At 67.3% G+C, this 16,385-nt stretch carries 13 protein-coding genes; 11 read left to right on the forward strand and 2 right to left on the reverse strand.

Annotation, left to right across the window (positions count from 1 at the left end; translation table 11 throughout):
- Positions 1-5: 5 nt before the first annotated feature.
- Positions 6-1,322 carry an argininosuccinate synthase gene (gene argG / locus J2X20_RS01160; RefSeq protein WP_310259631.1) on the forward strand — a complete coding sequence of 439 codons (1,317 nt, stop codon included), beginning with the start codon at positions 6-8 and terminating at the stop codon, positions 1,320-1,322.
- Between the two features lie 158 nt (positions 1,323-1,480).
- Here the strand turns inward: argG and J2X20_RS01165 are convergent, their stop codons facing one another.
- Both J2X20_RS01165 and murB read right to left on the reverse strand, forming a co-directional pair.
- Positions 1,481-2,296, reverse strand: coding sequence for a DNA ligase (locus J2X20_RS01165; protein ID WP_310259634.1), 816 nt, complete (start codon positions 2,294-2,296; stop codon positions 1,481-1,483).
- Positions 2,296-3,369, reverse strand: a complete 1,074-nt coding sequence (gene murB / locus J2X20_RS01170; protein WP_409034119.1) for a UDP-N-acetylmuramate dehydrogenase — start codon at positions 3,367-3,369, stop codon at positions 2,296-2,298. Before murB ends, J2X20_RS01165 begins: the two co-directional genes overlap by 1 nt.
- A gap of 38 nt (positions 3,370-3,407) precedes the next feature.
- On the opposite strand from murB, the gene J2X20_RS01175 reads away from it, so the two are divergent.
- The 10 genes from J2X20_RS01175 to ileS all read left to right on the forward strand — a co-directional run bounded on the left by J2X20_RS01175 (position 3,408) and on the right by ileS (position 16,254).
- Positions 3,408-3,896 carry a YajQ family cyclic di-GMP-binding protein gene (locus tag J2X20_RS01175; protein ID WP_310259641.1) on the forward strand — a complete coding sequence of 163 codons (489 nt, stop codon included), beginning with the start codon at positions 3,408-3,410 and terminating at the stop codon, positions 3,894-3,896.
- A gap of 1 nt (position 3,897) precedes the next feature.
- Positions 3,898-4,557, forward strand: coding sequence for a retropepsin-like aspartic protease family protein (locus J2X20_RS01180; RefSeq protein ID WP_310259645.1), 660 nt, complete (start codon positions 3,898-3,900; stop codon positions 4,555-4,557).
- A 56-nt stretch (positions 4,558-4,613) separates the two neighbouring features.
- On the forward strand, positions 4,614-7,421 hold the full coding sequence (gene prsT, locus J2X20_RS01185; RefSeq protein ID WP_310259648.1) for an XrtA/PEP-CTERM system TPR-repeat protein PrsT: 2,808 nt from the start codon (positions 4,614-4,616) through the stop codon (positions 7,419-7,421).
- 170 nt (positions 7,422-7,591) lie between these two features.
- Entirely contained in the window at positions 7,592-8,509 is a 918-nt protein-coding gene (locus tag J2X20_RS01190; RefSeq protein WP_310259651.1) for a PEP-CTERM sorting domain-containing protein, read from the forward strand.
- A gap of 159 nt (positions 8,510-8,668) precedes the next feature.
- Positions 8,669-9,868, forward strand: a complete 1,200-nt coding sequence (locus tag J2X20_RS01195) for an acyl-CoA dehydrogenase family protein (protein ID WP_310259654.1) — start codon at positions 8,669-8,671, stop codon at positions 9,866-9,868.
- Between the two features lie 12 nt (positions 9,869-9,880).
- Complete coding sequence (locus tag J2X20_RS01200; protein WP_310259657.1) at positions 9,881-11,008, forward strand: acyl-CoA dehydrogenase family protein; 1,128 nt, start codon at positions 9,881-9,883, stop codon at positions 11,006-11,008.
- Between the two features lie 47 nt (positions 11,009-11,055).
- On the forward strand, positions 11,056-11,601 hold the full coding sequence (locus J2X20_RS01205; protein WP_310259660.1) for a DUF3617 domain-containing protein: 546 nt from the start codon (positions 11,056-11,058) through the stop codon (positions 11,599-11,601).
- On the forward strand, positions 11,598-12,323 hold the full coding sequence (locus tag J2X20_RS01210; protein WP_310259664.1) for a pseudouridine synthase: 726 nt from the start codon (positions 11,598-11,600) through the stop codon (positions 12,321-12,323). The genes J2X20_RS01205 and J2X20_RS01210 overlap by 4 nt, the downstream gene beginning before the upstream one ends.
- A 5-nt stretch (positions 12,324-12,328) precedes the next feature.
- Complete coding sequence (locus J2X20_RS01215; RefSeq protein ID WP_310259667.1) at positions 12,329-13,357, forward strand: bifunctional riboflavin kinase/FAD synthetase; 1,029 nt, start codon at positions 12,329-12,331, stop codon at positions 13,355-13,357.
- Positions 13,358-13,431: 74 nt separating this feature from the next.
- Positions 13,432-16,254, forward strand: a complete 2,823-nt coding sequence (gene ileS, locus J2X20_RS01220) for an isoleucine--tRNA ligase (protein WP_310259670.1) — start codon at positions 13,432-13,434, stop codon at positions 16,252-16,254.
- The last annotated feature ends 131 nt before the right edge of the window (positions 16,255-16,385 follow it).

Here is a 16,385-nt window from a genome sequence, read left to right on the forward strand (position 1 = left end):
ACTCTATGTCCACGATCCTGCAATCCGTTCCCGTCGGCCAGAAGGTCGGCATCGCCTTCTCCGGCGGCCTCGACACCTCCGCCGCCCTGCACTGGATGAAGCTCAAGGGCGCCCTGCCCTATGCCTACACGGCCAACCTCGGCCAGCCCGACGAGCCGGACTACGACGAGATCCCGCGCAAGGCCATGCTCTATGGCGCCGAGAAGGCCGTCCTGGTGGACTGCCGCGCCCAGCTCGTCGCCGAAGGCATCGCCGCCCTGCAGGCCGGCGCCTTCCACATCAGCACCGCTGGCGTCACCTACTTCAACACCACGCCCATCGGCCGCGCCGTGACCGGCACCATGCTGGTGGCGGCCATGCAGGCCGACGGCGTCAACATCTGGGGTGACGGCTCGACCTTCAAGGGCAACGACATCGAGCGCTTCTACCGCTACGGCCTGCTGACCAACCCGGCGCTGAAGATCTACAAGCCCTGGCTGGACCAGACCTTCATCGACGAGCTGGGTGGCCGCGCCGAGATGTCGGCCTTCATGACGGAGAAGGGCTTCGCCTACAAGATGAGCGCGGAGAAGGCCTACTCCACCGATTCCAACATGCTGGGCGCCACCCACGAGGCCAAGGACCTCGAGCACCTGAACAGCGGCATCAAGATCGTCAACCCCATCATGGGCGTGGCCTTCTGGCGCGAGGACGTGGTCGTCAAGGCCGAGGAGGTGTCGGTGCGCTTCGAGGAAGGCGTGCCGGTCGCGCTGAACGGCGTCGAATACCGTGACCCGGTGGCCCTGCTGGCCGAGGCCAACAAGATCGGTGGCCGCCACGGCCTGGGCATGAGCGACCAGATCGAGAACCGCATCATCGAGGCCAAGAGCCGCGGCATCTACGAAGCCCCCGGCCTGGCCCTGCTGCACATCGCCTACGAGCGCCTCGTCACCGGCATCCACAACGAGGACACCATTGAGCAGTACCGCGACAACGGCCGCAAGCTGGGCCGCCTGCTCTACCAGGGCCGCTGGTTCGACCCGCAAGCCATCATGCTGCGCGAAGCCGCCCAGCGCTGGATCGCTCGCGCCATCACCGGCGAAGTGGCCATCGAACTGCGCCGCGGCAACGACTACTCGCTGCTGGACACCAAGAGTCCCAACCTGACCTATGCGCCCGAGCGCCTGAGCATGGAGAAGGTGGAGGACGCGCCCTTCAGCCCGGCCGACCGCATCGGCCAGCTGACCATGCGCAACCTCGACATCACCGACACCCGCGCCAAGCTGGGCATCTACACCGGCACCGGCCTGCTGGCCGGCGGCGGCCTGCCCCGGCTCGAGTAATTTCTGCTGAAAGCTGGCGCGGCTCCGGCGAATACTGTATAAATCTACAGCATTCGCTTTTGAGGAGCCCGCCATGTACAGCCAGTACCGTCAGAACTACGTCCCCGGCCGTCCCCTGCCCCTGTGGCTGCAGAAGCTGCTGAGCTGGCTGTAATCCATCAGAAGGCCTCGGCCACGCGCAGAAAGCTGGCAAAGCGCGGCTTGCCGCCCGGCGTCAGGTCGCGATAGCGGTAGGTGACGATCGAGCCGATGGGCGGTGGATCGCGGCGCTGGGCTTCGCTGAAGCCGGTGCCGAGCTTGAAGCGGATGCCCTCCGGCGTCCGCACCTCCAGGGCGCCCAGCTGGCCCGCAAAGCGCCCGCTGCCGGGCTCATGCCCCACGACGACGGCCTCGGCATCCGCCACCGGTTTGAGCTTGAGCAGCAGATCGCTGCGACCTGAGGCCAGCGGTGCATCGGCGCGATGCAGCATCAGGCCCTCGCCGCCGGCGTCGACCACCTGCTTGAGCAGGGCCCGCAACTCGGCGTTGGAGTTGAGACGCTGCTGCTGCACCGGCATGACGACACCGCCTGCCAGGGTGGCCAGCTTGGCGGCCCGGCGCTCGAAATCGCCTTCCCCCGCCGGCAGTTCAAAGACTCGATAGCTGATCAGTCGCCACTCGGCGTCCACCGGCTGCGTGCGCCGCACCGTGGCCGACAGCGCATCGAAGCTGCGCCGTCCCATCCACAACTCGCCGTCCAGGGGCTGGCTGGGCAATTCGGCCAGGAACCAGGCGGGCACGGCGACGCTGCGGCCGCTGCGGAACTTCAGCGTCTTGCCATCCCACAGTGCCCGCACGCCGTCGAACTTCTCGCTGACGAGATAGGGCCGCGGGTCGATGCCAGGCGGCGCGTTGCGCGCCAGCAGAGGCTCCAGCGCCGCCGCGGGCAGCCCGACTGAACCGAGCAGAGCCAGCAGCGCGCGCCGGGCCAGCATCAGATCACCACGGGTTCCGGCTCCAGCCGGATGCCAAAGCGTCCATAGACGCTTTCCTGGATGGCCCGCGCCAGCGTCACGACTTCGGCGCCGCGCGCGTCCGCCTTGTTGACCAGCACCAGGGCCTGCTTCTCGTAGACCGCCGCTCCGCCCACCGTCTTCCCCTTCCAGCCGCAGGCGTCGATCATCCACCCGGCGGCCAGCTTCACGCTTCCATCAGGCATGGGATAGTGAACGATGCCGGGGTCGCGGCCGATGATGTCGCGGCACTGCTCGGCCGTCACGACGGGGTTCTTGAAGAAGCTGCCGGCGTTGCCGATGACGGCCGGGTCGGGCAGCTTGGCGCGGCGCACGGCGCAGATCCAGTCGTAGATCTGGCGTGCATCGGGCGCCGTGATGCCGGTATCAAGCATCTTGCGCTCGATCTCGAGGTAACCCAGCACCGGCTGCCAGGGCTTGGGCAGGCGAAACCGCACCTTGGTGATGACGCTCTTGCCCGCCAGGCCGCCGAAGTCGCTGTGCTTGAAGACGCTGTCGCGGTAGCCGAAGCGGCAGACCTCGGCTGGCAACAGGGCCGGCCGGCCGGTGACCAGGTCCATGACCTCGACCGCCTCCAGCCTGTCCTTGACCTCGATGCCGTAGGCGCCGATGTTCTGCACCGGCGCGGCGCCGACCGTGCCGGGGATCAAGGCCATGTTCTCCAGGCCGGGATAGCCGTGATCCAGCGTCCAGGTGACGAATTCATGCCAGACGACGCCGGCGCCGGCTTCGACGATCCAGGCATCGTCGCGCTCTTCCAACAGCCGGATGCCGGTAATTTCCACCTTCAGCACGACGGCGTCGACGTCCTTGGTCAGCACCAGGTTGCTGCCGCCCCCCAGCACGAACTTCGGAGCCCGGCCCAGCTCCGGGTGGTCGACGACACGGCGTACATCGGCCGCCTCGCGGATGCGCACGAGACGCTTGGCCACGGCCGGCAGGCCGAAGGTGTTGTAGGGCTTGAGATTGACGTCGGCCTCGATATGGAGGGGGAGCGGCACTCCGTTCGAGGGGGTCTGTAACTGCGTGGGCATGGGAAAATTTTCGCCGATTCCATTCACCGGTCCCGCAAATGCCCAGCTTCGACACCGTTCTCGAGCCCGACCACGTCAAGATCCGCAATGGCGTGGACAACGCCATCAAGGAAATCGGCACCCGTTTCGACTTCAAGGGCACGGGCGCCAAGGTCGAGCTGAAGGACAAGGAAATCCACGCCACCGGCGACAGCGAGTTCCAGCTCGAGCAGATTGAGGCCGTGCTCTACGGCAAGCTGACCAAGCAGGACGTCGTCATCAGCTTCCTGGACAAGCAGGAAAAGGTCGAGAAGCTCGGCGGCGACAAGGTGCGCCAGGTCTACAAGATCAAGGAAGGCATCGAGGCCACGCTGGCCAAGAAGATCGTGAACTCGCTCAAGGAGAGCAAGCTCAAGGTCCAGGCCAGCATCCAGGGCGATGCCGTGCGCGTGACCGGCAAGAACCGCGACGACCTCCAGACGGCAATCGCCCACCTGAAGAAGAGCTTCAGCGACACGCCGCTCACCTACAACAATTTCCGGGACTGAGATGAACTGCCTCGGCGGGCGCCTGGCGCCTGTGCTCCTGCTGCTGGCCTCGGGCCATGCCCTGGCCCAGCTGCCCCCGGCCCAGGTGAACCTGAACGGCACGCTGGGCTCGCGCGCAGCCCTGCTCGTCATCGACGGCCAGCCGCGCACCGTCGAGGTCGGCGCCAGCGTCCAGGGCGTGCGCCTGCTCGCCATCGAGGATGGCCGCGCCGTCGTCGAATACGGTGGGCGGCGCCAGTCCCTCACCCTGGGCGCCGCGCCGGGCCGCGTGCTCTCGCAGGGCGCCGCGCCGCCGCGCCAGATCGTGCTGCCCGCCGGCGCCGGCGGCCATTTCACCACTATGGGCATGATCAACGGCCAGGTCACCAGCTTCCTCGTCGACACCGGCGCCACCAGCATCTCCATCGGCCAGATCGAGGCCGAGAAGCTGGGCCTGCGCTATATGTACGGCAAGCGCATCGTCACGCAGACGGCCAACGGCGTCGTGCCGGCCTACCAGCTCCAGCTGGCCAGTGTGCGCATCGGCAGCGTCGAGGTCCGTGACGTCGAGGCCATCGTCATCCCCGGGCTGATGAGCCATGTGCTGCTGGGCAACAGCTTCCTGAACCGCTTCCAGATGCGGCGCGAGAACGATGTCATGACGCTGGAGCTGCGCTACTGATCACGGCGCGCGGCGTTCTGCAAGAATCCGGCGCCCACTTTTCGCCGGCAGCCTCGATGACACGTCACACCGCTTCGCTTTCCGGCCTGCTGGCCGCCCTGCTGATTGCCGGCGCGCCCGCCGCCCTCGCCCAGGACGCCGCCAAAGCCTCGCGCTTCTACGAGGACGCCCTGCAGCGCTACGAGAAGCGTGACATTCCCGGCGCCATCATCCAGCTGAAGAACGCGCTGCAGGCCGACAAGAGCCAGCTGTCCGTCCATGTGCTGCTGGGCAAGGCCTTGCTGGCCGACAGCCAGCCGGCGGCCGCCGAGTTCGAATTCAGCGAGGCCATCCGCATGGGCGTGAATCGCGCCGAGGTCGCCGTCCCGCTGGCCATGGCCCTCAGCGCCCAGGGCAAGCAGCCCCAGGTCCTCGAAGACCCCCGCGTCCAAGCTGCCGGACTGCCGCCCGGCATCCAGCAGCAGCTGCTGCTGGAACGCGCCCTGGCGCAGTCCGACCTCGGCGACACCAAGGCCGCGTTGGCCAGCGTGCTGGATGCCCGGGCGCTCAACACCAGCGAAGTGAACGGCTGGCTCGCCGAAGTGCCCCTGCGCGTGCGCAGCCGCCAGTTCGCCGAGGCGCATGCCGCTGCCGACCAGGCCCTCAAGCTGGCCCCCGACAACGCGGAAGCGCTTTACCAGAAGGCTTCGATCCACCACGCCAGCGGCCAGATCGTCCAGGCCCTGGCCCTGTACGAGCGCGCCATCAAGGCCGATCCCAAGCACGCCGAAGCCCATCTGGCGCGAGCCGGCCTGCTGGTCGACCTGAACCGCGACGGCGACGCGCTCGCCGAGGTCAATGAACTGCAGGCTCTCAAGCCCAACGACCCACGCGGCTCCTATCTGCGCGCCATCCTGGCCGAGCGTGCCAACGACCCGGCCACCTCGCGCGCCGCGCTGAAGAAGGTCACGGATCTGCTTGATCCCGCCCCCATCGAGTACATCCGCTATCGCACCCAGCTGCTGATGCTCAACGGCCTGGCCCACTACAGCCTGGGCGAACTGGAGAAGGCCAAGCCCTTCCTGGAACTGGCGTCGCGCCAGCAGCCCGGCAGCCCGCTGATCAAGCTGCTGGCCCAGGTGGCCCTGAAGGAGCCCAACTTCAACCGCGCCGTCGAGCTGCTGGAGGCGTATGTCAAGGTCCGCCCGGGCGACGGCCAGGCCCTGCTCATGCTGGCTTCGGCCCACATGAACCAGGGCCGGCATGCGCGCGCCGTCGCGCTGATGCAGGACGCGCTCAAGGCCAAGGACTCGCCGGAATACCGCACGGCCCTCGGCCTGTCGCTGCTGCAAAGCGGCAAGGCCGCCCCGGCGGCCGAGGAACTGGCCAAGGCCTACAAGGCCGATCCCAAGCAGACCTATGCCGGCCTGGCGCTGATCACCCTCTATCTGCGCGAAGAGCAGCCTGCCAAGGCCCTGGCGGTGGCCGAGAACCTGGCCCGTGCCAATCCGAACAACGCCACCGTGCTGATGGTCCAGGCCTATGCCAAGACCCAGTCCGGCGACTATCCCGGCGGGCGGGCCGGCTACGAGAAGGCCCTCAAGCTCGATCCCAAGCTGCTGGAAGCTCGCCTCGGCCTCGTGCGCATCGACACCGTGACCGGCAACTTCGATGCCGCCAACAAGCGGCTGCGCGAGGCGCTGAAAAGCGACGAACGCAACACCCATGTGCTGTTCGAACTGGCCCTGCTGCACGAGCGCTGGGGCAAGGACGACGAGGCCCTGAAATGGCTGGAAAGCGCGGCCGAAGCCAGCGGTGCCCGCGAAACCCGGGCCAATTTCGCCCTCGTGGCCTGGCACCTGCGCAAGGGCCAACCCGCCCGCGCCGTCGTGGCGGCCAAGGCCTTGCTGGCCAAGCTGCCCGAGGACGTCGAGGCGCTGCAGGCCTATGCCGGCGCCCAGGCTGCTAATGGCGACGCGGCCGGCGCGAAGTCGACCTTGACCAATGCGGCCCGCCGGGCGGCCTTCGACGCCCCGCGCCTGCTGGAGGTGGCCCGCCAGCAGGTCAGCATCAAGGACTACAGCGGTGCCGCCTACAGCCTGGACAAGGCGCTCAGCGGCAATCCCGACTTCATGCCTGCCATGGCCATGCTGTCCAGCATCGACCTGGCCCAGGGCGACGCCGCCAAGGCCGAGCAGCGCGCCAGGCAGGTCATCCAGTCCGCGCCCAAGGCGGCCATCGGCTACAACCTGCTGGCCGAGGTAGCCACCTACCGCGGTCAGGCCACGACGGCCATTGACGCGCTGCGCAAGGCCCACGACGTCGAGAAATCCCAGGCCAGCATGACACGGCTGATGCGCGCCGTCGGCAAGCAGAGCGGCCCCAAGGCTGCCATCGAGCTGGGCGAGACCTGGCTCAAGCGCAACCCCAGCGACCTCGCCGTGCGCAGCGCCATTGCCGAGCAGAACATCCGCGCCCACGACTACGCCGCCGCCCGCAAGCAGTACGAAAGCATCCTGAAGCAGCGCCCCAACCACGCGGAAACCCTGAACAACCTCGCCAACGTGCTGATGGAGACCAAGGATCCAGGCGCCGTCGACATGGCCGAGCGCGCCTACAAGGTCGATGTCCGCAATCCCAAGCTGATGGATACGGCCGGCTGGGCCAACCACCTGGCCGGGAAAGGCGAGCGCGCCCTCCAACTGCTGCGCGAGGCGCGGCTGCGGGCGCCGGACGAACCCGAGATCCGTTACCACCTCGCCGCCGTCCTCGCCAAGGCCGGCCGCAAGGGCGAGGCCAAGGAAGAACTCAACGCGGCCCTGCGCCCCAATGTGAGCTTTGCCTCGCTGGAGGACGCCAGGAAGCTGCTCGTCACCCTCAACTGAGGGGGCGAAAGCCCTCGCTTCCTTGTCGGATGTTCTTACAATTTTGATCAAGCCGGGCAGAGCAAATCAGTAAGTGCTTGAACAGACAAGAGAAATTGCACCTGGCACTGTGTTTGCTTGTAATTTCTCGTAATTTGACCGCCGGCTGGCGACCACCAAGGAAAAATCCAATGAAAGCCCTTTCCATTCGCATGACCGCGCTGACCGCGCTCATCGCTGGCCTGGCTTGGAGCAGCGCCGCCCAGGCTTACTGGACTCTGGACACCGGGACGAACACCACCGTCAACGCCGGCACCTCGGTTGGCGACAGCGGCAACGCCGCCTACACGGTCCAGATGTCGGGCTTCTATGTCGGCAACGCCCTGAATGGCGCCAGCAAGCTGTCGGGCAACTGGACCGCTGGCACCATGACCGACTTCTCCGGTGGCGGTATCGGCATGTATACCGGCACCGACGCCAGCTCGCCCTATCACGCGCTGGACAACAACGAAAACACCGAAGGCGTGCTGCTCAGCTTCAGCGCCTCCACCGTCCTGTCCAGCATCGGCCTGGGCTATACCGCCACGACGGCCGCGACGCCCGAATATGGCTGCGTGAGCGGTGGCGCTGTCGTCGGCACGACGACGGGCACCTGCGCATCCGGCACCAAGACCACCGCCCCGTCGGTCGATGTCTCCATCTTCCGCTGGACCGGTGGCGCCGCGCCGACGCTGGCTGGCACCGCCGCTGGCACGATGGGCGGCTGGGAACTGGTCGGCAACTACGGTGACTTCATCCAGGACACCAGCAACCCGTACAACACCGTCAACAGCGCCGGCAAGACGTCCAGCTGGTGGTTGATCACGGCCTACAACAGCGGCTTCACGCAGAGCGCCAGCACGGTGAACCGCGGCACGCTGTCGAACGGCGACGACTTCTTCAAGCTCTATGCCGCAGCGGGCACTAAGTGCACGGGCACTGTTGATGCCAACGGCGTCTGTGGCGGTACCACCGTGCGCGTGCCCGAGCCGGCCTCGCTGGCCCTGACCAGCGTTGCCCTCCTCGGCATGGCAGGCCTGCGCCGCCGAAAGGCCAAGGCCGCCGCCTGAGCCGAGTCATCTCGACACCAGAAAGGCACTCTTCGGAGTGCCTTTTTTGCTTTTGGGCACCCAACCGCCGCCCTGTCCCTGGCCGGACAGCCAGGATGCGAACGACCGTGCTAAAAAGGCCGGATTCCCATCACGACAACGCAGCGACGCGAGAGACAAATGGACCTCAACTTCACCGATGCGGAACTGGCCTTCCGCGCCGAGGTGCGCGACTGGGTGCACACCCATCTGCCCGCCGATATCGCGCACAAGGTGCGCCACGCGCTGCGCCTGAACAAGGACGATCTGCAGCGCTGGGCCAAGATCCTCGGTGCCAAGGGCTGGCATGGCTGGGCCTGGCCCAAGCAGTTCGGCGGTCCGGGCTGGAACGCCGTGCAACGCCATCTGTTCGAAGAGGAATGCGCCCTCGCCTGCGCGCCGCGCATCGTGCCCTTCGGCCCCGTCATGGTGGCTCCCGTCATCATGGCCTTCGGCTCACCAGAACAGCAACAGCGCTTCCTGCCCGGCATCATGAGCGGCGAGGTCTGGTGGAGCCAGGGCTATAGCGAACCCGGCTCGGGCTCGGACCTGGCCTCGCTGAAGTGCCGCGCCGAGCGCAAGGGCGACAAATACATCGTCAACGGCCAGAAGACCTGGACGACGCTGGGCCAGTACGGCGACTGGATCTTCTGCCTGGTGCGCACGTCGAACGAAGGCAAACCGCAGACCGGCATCTCCTTCCTGCTGATCGACATGAAGTCGCCGGGCGTCAGCGTCAAGCCCATCATCATGCTGGACGGCGAGCATGAGGTGAACGAGGTCTGGTTCGACAACGTCGAGGTGCCGGCCGAGAACCTCATCGGCGAGGAGAACAAGGGCTGGACCTATGCCAAGCACCTGCTCTCCCACGAGCGCACCAACATCGCCGACGTGAACCGCGCCAAGCGCGAACTCGAGCGCCTCAAGCGCATCGCCAAGGCCGAAGGGCTCATGGACGACCAGCGCTTTCGCGACCAGATCGCGCTGTGCGAGGTCGACGTCGTGGCGCTGGAAATGATGGTGCTGCGCGTGTTGTCCGGCGAGCGCACCGGCAAGCAGCCGCTGGATGTCGCCGGCCTGCTCAAGATCCGCGGCAGCGAACTGCAGCAGCGCTATACCGAGCTGATGATGCTGGCCGGTGGCCCGCTGGCCCTGCCCTATGTGCACGAGGCCATGGAGGCCGGCTGGCAGGGCGACCAATGGCTGGGCGGCGCCTGGATCGGCGGTGCCTCGCATGCCATCCCGCTGACCGGCAACTACCTGAACGTCCGCAAGACGACGATCTACGGCGGCTCCAACGAAGTGCAACGCAACATCGTCGCGCAGACCGTGCTCGGCTGAGGGAGACAAGACATGGATTTCGATTTCTCTGAAGACCAGCAAGCCCTGCGCGACGCCGTGCGCCGCTTCGTCGACAAGGACTACGGCTTCGAGCGCCGCACCCAGATCGAGCGCGCTGGTGGCTTTGACCGCGCCGCCTGGGAAGGCCTGGCCGGCCTGGGCCTGACGGCTCTGGCCGTGCCCGAGGCCCATGGCGGCCTGGGCTTTGGCGCCGTCGAGGCGATGGTGGTCATGGAAGAACTCGGCCGCGGCCTCGTCATGGAACCGATGGCCCAGGGCGCTCTGATCGCGCCGGCCCTGCTGAGCAAGGCCCCCGAGGCGCTGCAGGCCGAATGGCTGCCCCGCATCGCCGGCGGCGAGGCCCTGGTCGTGCTGGCCCATCAGGAAGCCAGGTCACGCTACCGCCTCAACCAGGTCGCCACGCGTGCCGTGGACGGCAAGCTGACCGGCGTGAAAAGCCTGGTGCCCGCGGGCGACGTGGCCGATGCCTTCATCGTGCCGGCTCGGGTTTCCGGCGTCGACAACGCATCCGACGGCATCGCCCTCTACCTCGTCGAGCGCTCGGCGGCCGGCGTGCACACCCGCCCCTACTCGCTCTACGACGGCTCGCGCGCCGCCGAGGTCCATCTCGACAACACGCCGGCCCAGCTCATCGCCGGCCCCGACCAGGGCCTGGCCCTGCTGGAGCTGGCGGCCGACATCGGCATCGCCGCGCAGGCGGCCGAAGCCGTCGGCGTCATGGAGAAATACCTCGCCCTGACCGTCGAGTACCTGAACACCCGCAAGCAGTTCGGCGTCGTCATCAGCAGCTTCCAGGCCCTGCGCCACCGCACGGCCGACGTGAAGATGCAGCTCGAGCTCGCCCGCTCGATGAGCTACTACGCCACGCTGCGCCTGGGCGACGCGCCGGCGGTGCGCCGCCGCGCGGTGTCGCAGGCCAAGGTTCAGCTCGGCAATTCCATGCGTTTCGTCGGCCAGCAATGCACCCAGATGCATGGCGGCATCGGCGTCACCGACGAGTACGCCGGCAGCCACTACTTCAAGCGCCTGACCGTCATGGAGATGCAATGGGGCGACACCCTGCATCACCTGGGTGAAGTCAGCGCCCGGATGCAGGACACTGCGGGGGTGTTTGCCTGAGCGCCGCTTGTCGGCGCTGCCCTCTCAGCCCTCGTGGAGGTCACCCGATGAAATTTCCTGCCATCCTGTTGCTCGCCGGCCTTGCCGCCGGCGCTGTCCACGCCCAGAACATGAAGCCCGGGCTGTGGGAGTTCAAACAGACGCCCCAGCTCGACCCGGCCCGCAAGGCGCAGATGGACCAGGCGCAGAAGGCCATGGAGAGCATGCCGGCCGAGCAGCGCCAGATGATGGAAAAGATGATGGCCAGCCGGGGCATCAGCATGAACATGGCCGGCGGCTCCATCACGCTGAAGACCTGCGTCACCAAGGAGCAGGCCGATCGCAACATGGCGCCGGTCAACCACCAAGGCAACTGCCAGCAGGACGTCAAGCGCAGCGGCAACACCATCCAGACCCATTTCGTCTGCACCGATCCGGCCTCCGAGGGCGACGCCACCGTCACGCTGCGTGGCAACGAGGGCTTCACCAACGACGTCACCGTGCGCCACCAGCGCCAGGGCAAGACCGAGGTCACCAAGGTCAGCGGCGAGGGCCGCTGGCTGGGCGCCGACTGCGGCGATGTGAAGCCGATGCAGTCCTCCCAGGCCAAGTGAAGCAGCGGCTTGCGCAGATCCTGTTCAGCCAGGGTTTCGGGACGCGCCGTCTGTGCGCGGGGCTGGTGTGGCACGGTGAGATCAGCGTCCATGGCGAGGTCGTCGAAGACCCCGATGCCGAGTACGAGACCGAGGGGCTGCGCTTTACCGTCAATGGTCAGGAGTGGCCTTATTTCGACAAGGCCCTGGTGCTGCTGAACAAGCCGGCCGGCTACGAGTGCTCGCAAAAGCCCAAGCATCACCCCAGCGTGCTGAGCCTGCTGCCCGCGCCGCTGCGCGAGCGCGGCGTGCAGCCCATCGGCCGTCTGGACGAAGACACGACCGGCCTGCTGCTGCTGACGGACGACGGGACGTTGATTCACAAGCTGACCTCGCCCAAGCACCATGTGCCCAAGGTCTACGAGGCGCGCTGCAAGCATCCGCTGACGCCGGCCATGGTCGAACAGTTGCTGGCCGGTGTTGAATTGAAGGAACCGGAAGGCAAGTTCCAGCGGCCGCCCGAGATCAGCAAGGCCGAAGGCGCCGAGATCGTCGACGAGACCCTGCTGCGGCTGACCCTGGTCGAGGGCAAATACCACCAGGTCAAGCGCATGGTGGCGGCCATCGGCAACCGGGTCGAGGCCCTGCACCGGCCGCAGTTCGGCGCCCTGACGCTGTCGCCCGACCTCAAACCCGGTGAATGGCGCTGGGTCGGCAGTCCGGCTGAGGTCTGGGGACAATAGGGCCGATGCGAGTTTTCAGAGGCTTCCACCACCCCGGCATTGCGCCCGCCTGCGCGCTGACTATCGGCAACTTCGACGGCGTGCACCGCGGCCACCAGGCCATGCTGGCCCTGCTGCAGTCCGAGGCCCGCCATCGCGGCCTGCCGACCTGCGTGATGACCTTCGAGCCCCATCCGCGCGACTTCTTCGCCGCCAAGGCCGGCAAGCCCGAGCTGGCCCCCGCCCGCATCGCGCCGCTGCGCGACAAGCTCGGCGAGCTGGAGCGCTGCGGTGTCGACCAGGTCGTCATCCTGCGCTTCGACGAAGCCCTGGCCTCGCTGCCGGCCCAGGACTTCATCCGCCAGGTGCTGCAGGACGGCTTGGGCGCTCGCTATGTACTGGTCGGCGACGACTTCCGCTTCGGCGCCAAGCGCCACGGCGACTACGCCACGCTGGACGCGGCCGGCCAGGCCCAGGGCTTCGACGTCGCCCGCATGATGAGCTACGAGGTGCACGGGCTGCGCGTCAGCAGCTCGGCCGTGCGCGAGGCCCTGGCTTCCGGCGACATGGCTGCAGCTGCCTCGCTGCTGGGCCGGCCCTATGCCATCACGGGTCATGTCACCCATGGCCGCAAGCTGGGTCGACAGCTGGGCGAGACCCGGCCCGGCGCGGCCGATGGCTTTCGCACGCTGAACCTGCGTTTCCCGCACGACAAGCCGGCGGCTCATGGCATCTTCGCCGTCCTCGTCCATGGCCTGATGCCCGAGCCCCTGCCCGGCGTGGCCAGCCTGGGCAACCGTCCCACGGTGGAAGACGCCGGCCGGGTCCTGCTGGAAGTCCATTGCCTGAACTGGCCTCTCGGCGCCGAGGGGGGCTACGGTAAACTTGCCCGCGTGGAACTGCTGCACAAACTTCGCGACGAAGCCAAGTACGAAGGGCTGGAAGCGCTCACGGCCGCTATTCGCGCCGACACGGCTGCAGCGCGCGCCTTCCTGGCCACCCACGCCGCCTCGCACGCCCAGGTCAGTCGCCAGACCACGCGCGACCGAATTTGAAGCGGCTCCTGCGCCGCTCTCATTCCGCCTCCTCCGCTTTCTGACCGCCAGGCCCACCCGCCTGGCCGCATGCCATGACCACCCCGGACTACCGCTCCACGCTCAACTTGCCCGACACGCCTTTCCCGATGCGCGGCGACCTGCCCAAGCGCGAACCGGGCTGGGTCAAGGCCTGGGACGAGCAAGGCCTGTACAAGCGCCTGCGCGATGCGCGCTGCGGCAAGCCCAAATTCGTGCTGCACGACGGCCCGCCCTATGCCAACGGCCAGATCCACATCGGCCATGCCGCCAACAAGATCCTCAAGGACATGATCGTCAAGGCGCGCCAGCTGGCGGGCTTTGACGCGGCCTACATCCCTGGCTGGGACTGCCACGGCCTGCCCATCGAGAACCAGATCGAGAAGACCTTCGGCCGTGGCCTGCCGCGCGACGAGGTCCAGGCCAAGAGCCGCGCCTACGCCGCCGAGCAGATCGACGGCCAGCGCACGGACTTCAAGCGCCTGGGCGTGCTCGGCGAATGGGACAACCCGTACAGGACGATGAACTTCGCCAACGAGGCCGGCGAGATCCGCGTCTTGAAGCGCATGTTCGAGCGCGGCTTTGTCTACCGCGGTCTGAAGCCTGTGTACTGGTGCTTTGACTGCGGCTCCTCGCTGGCGGAGTTCGAGATCGAGTACGCCGACAAGCAGAGCCCGGCCGTCGACGTGGCCTTCCTGAGCGCCGAACCCGAGAAGCTCGCCGCCGCCTTTGGCGTGGCGCCGCTCAACAAGGACGCCTTCACCGTCATCTGGACGACGACGCCCTGGACCATCCCGGCCAACCAGGCGCTCAACCTCAACCCCGAGCTGCCCTATGCCCTGGTCGACACGCCCAAGGGCTTCTTCGTCGTCGCCGAGGCGCTGGTGGAGAAGTGCCTGGCGCGCTGGCAGCTGGAAGGCAGCGTCGTCGCGACCACGCCCGGCCGTTCGCTGGAGCTGCTGAAGTTCAAGCACCCCTTGGCCCATGTGCACCCCGGCTATGACCGCGAAAGCCCGGTCTACCTGGCCGACTACGCGACGGCCGAGGACGGCACGGGCGTCGTGCACTCGGCACCCGCCTATGGCCTGGACGACTTCCAGTCCTGCGTCGCCCACGGCCTGGCCTTCGACGACATCCTGAACCCCGTGCAGGGCAACGGCGCCTACGCGGCCGAGCTGCCGCTGTTCGGCGGCCAGCACATCTGGAAGGCCAACCCCGTCATCGCCCAGACGTTGCTGGACAACGGCCGCCTGATGGCTCAGTCCAAGCTGACCCACAGCTATCCGCACTGCTGGCGCCACAAGACTCCTGTCATCTACCGCGCCGCGGCGCAGTGGTTCGTGCGCATGGACGAAGGCGACGGCCTGTTCACGACCGACAAGGCCCCCAAGAGCCTGCGCGAGACGGCCCTGGCAGCCATCGAAGCGACGAGCTTCTATCCCGAGAACGGCCGCGCCCGCCTGCACGACATGATCGCCGGCCGACCCGACTGGTGCATCTCGCGCCAGCGCAGCTGGGGTGTGCCCCTGCCCATCTTTCTGCACAAGGACACGGGCGAGGCGCATCCCAACACGCTGGAATTCATCGAGCGTGCCGCCCAGCTTGTCGAGGCCAATGGCATCGAGGCCTGGTCCAAGCTCGACGCCGCCGAATGGCTGGGTGAGGAAGCCGCCCAGTACACCAAGGGCAACGACATCCTCGACGTCTGGTTCGACTCCGGCTCGACCTTCGAGCACGTGCTCAAGGGCAGCCACAAGGGCGCTGGCCACGAGAGCGGCCCCGAGGCCGACCTCTACCTTGAGGGCCACGACCAGCACCGCGGCTGGTTCCACTCCTCGCTGCTGATCGCCTGCGCCCTCTACGGCCGCGCGCCCTACAGGGGCCTGCTGACCCATGGCTTCGTCGTCGACGGCCAGGGCCGCAAGATGAGCAAGTCCATGGGCAACGTGGTCGCGCCGCAGGCCGTGTCGGACAAGTTCGGTGCCGAGATCCTGCGCCTGTGGACGGCGGCGACCGACTACTCCGGCGACCTGGGCCTGGACGAAAAGATTCTTGCCCGCGTCGTCGACAGCTACCGCCGCATCCGCAACACGCTGCGCTTCCTGCTCGCCAACGTCAGCGACTTCGACCCGGCGACGGACGCCGTCGCGGCTGCCGACCTGCTGGAAGTCGACCGCTACGCCCTGGCCCGCGCGGCCGAGCTGCAGACCGACATCCTGGCCCACTTCGAGCGCTACGAGTTCCACCCGGTCGTCGCCAAGCTGCAGGTCTACTGCTCCGAAGACCTGGGCGCCTTCTATCTCGACGTGCTGAAGGACCGCCTCTACACGACGGCGCCCAAGTCCCTCGCCCGTCGTTCGGCCCAGACGGCGCTGTGGCAGATCACGCATGCCATGCTGCGCTGGATGGCGCCCTTCCTCAGCTTCACCGCTGAAGAGGCGTGGCAGGTTTTTGCCAAGGGCGACAGCATCTTCACCGAGACCTACTGGGACTTCGGCAAAACGGACGCCAGCCTGCTGGCCAAGTGGAATCGCATCCACGAGATCCGCGACGAGGTCAACAAGGCCATCGAGGCGGTGCGCACGACCGGCGCCGTCGGCGCCTCGCTGCAGGCCGAGCTGGTGCTCAAGGTCAACGAACAAGACCAGATGCTGCTGGCCAGCCTGGGCGACGACCTGCGCTTCGTGTTCATCACATCGGCCGTCAAGCTGATGTCGGCCGCGGAACTCGGCGTGACCGTCACGCCCAGCAGCCACGCCAAGTGCGAGCGCTGCTGGCACTACCGCGCCGACGTCGGCAGCAATGCCGAGCACCCGACGCTGTGCGGCCGCTGCGACAGCAACCTCTACGGCGCGGGCGAAATCCGCACTGTCGCCTGAAATAGTGCATTGAGCCGCGGACCGGCGCCGGGCCGCCCCTAGCCGGCACGCAAGCGATGTGCTTGCAGCTCAATGCCGCAAGCATCGCTGCCCCACGCGAGACGCCTGTGGCGGACGACTGCGCTTACCCG

This window comes from Roseateles saccharophilus (genome assembly GCF_031458095.1).
Lineage (GTDB): Bacteria > Pseudomonadota > Gammaproteobacteria > Burkholderiales > Burkholderiaceae_C > Pelomonas > Pelomonas saccharophila_A.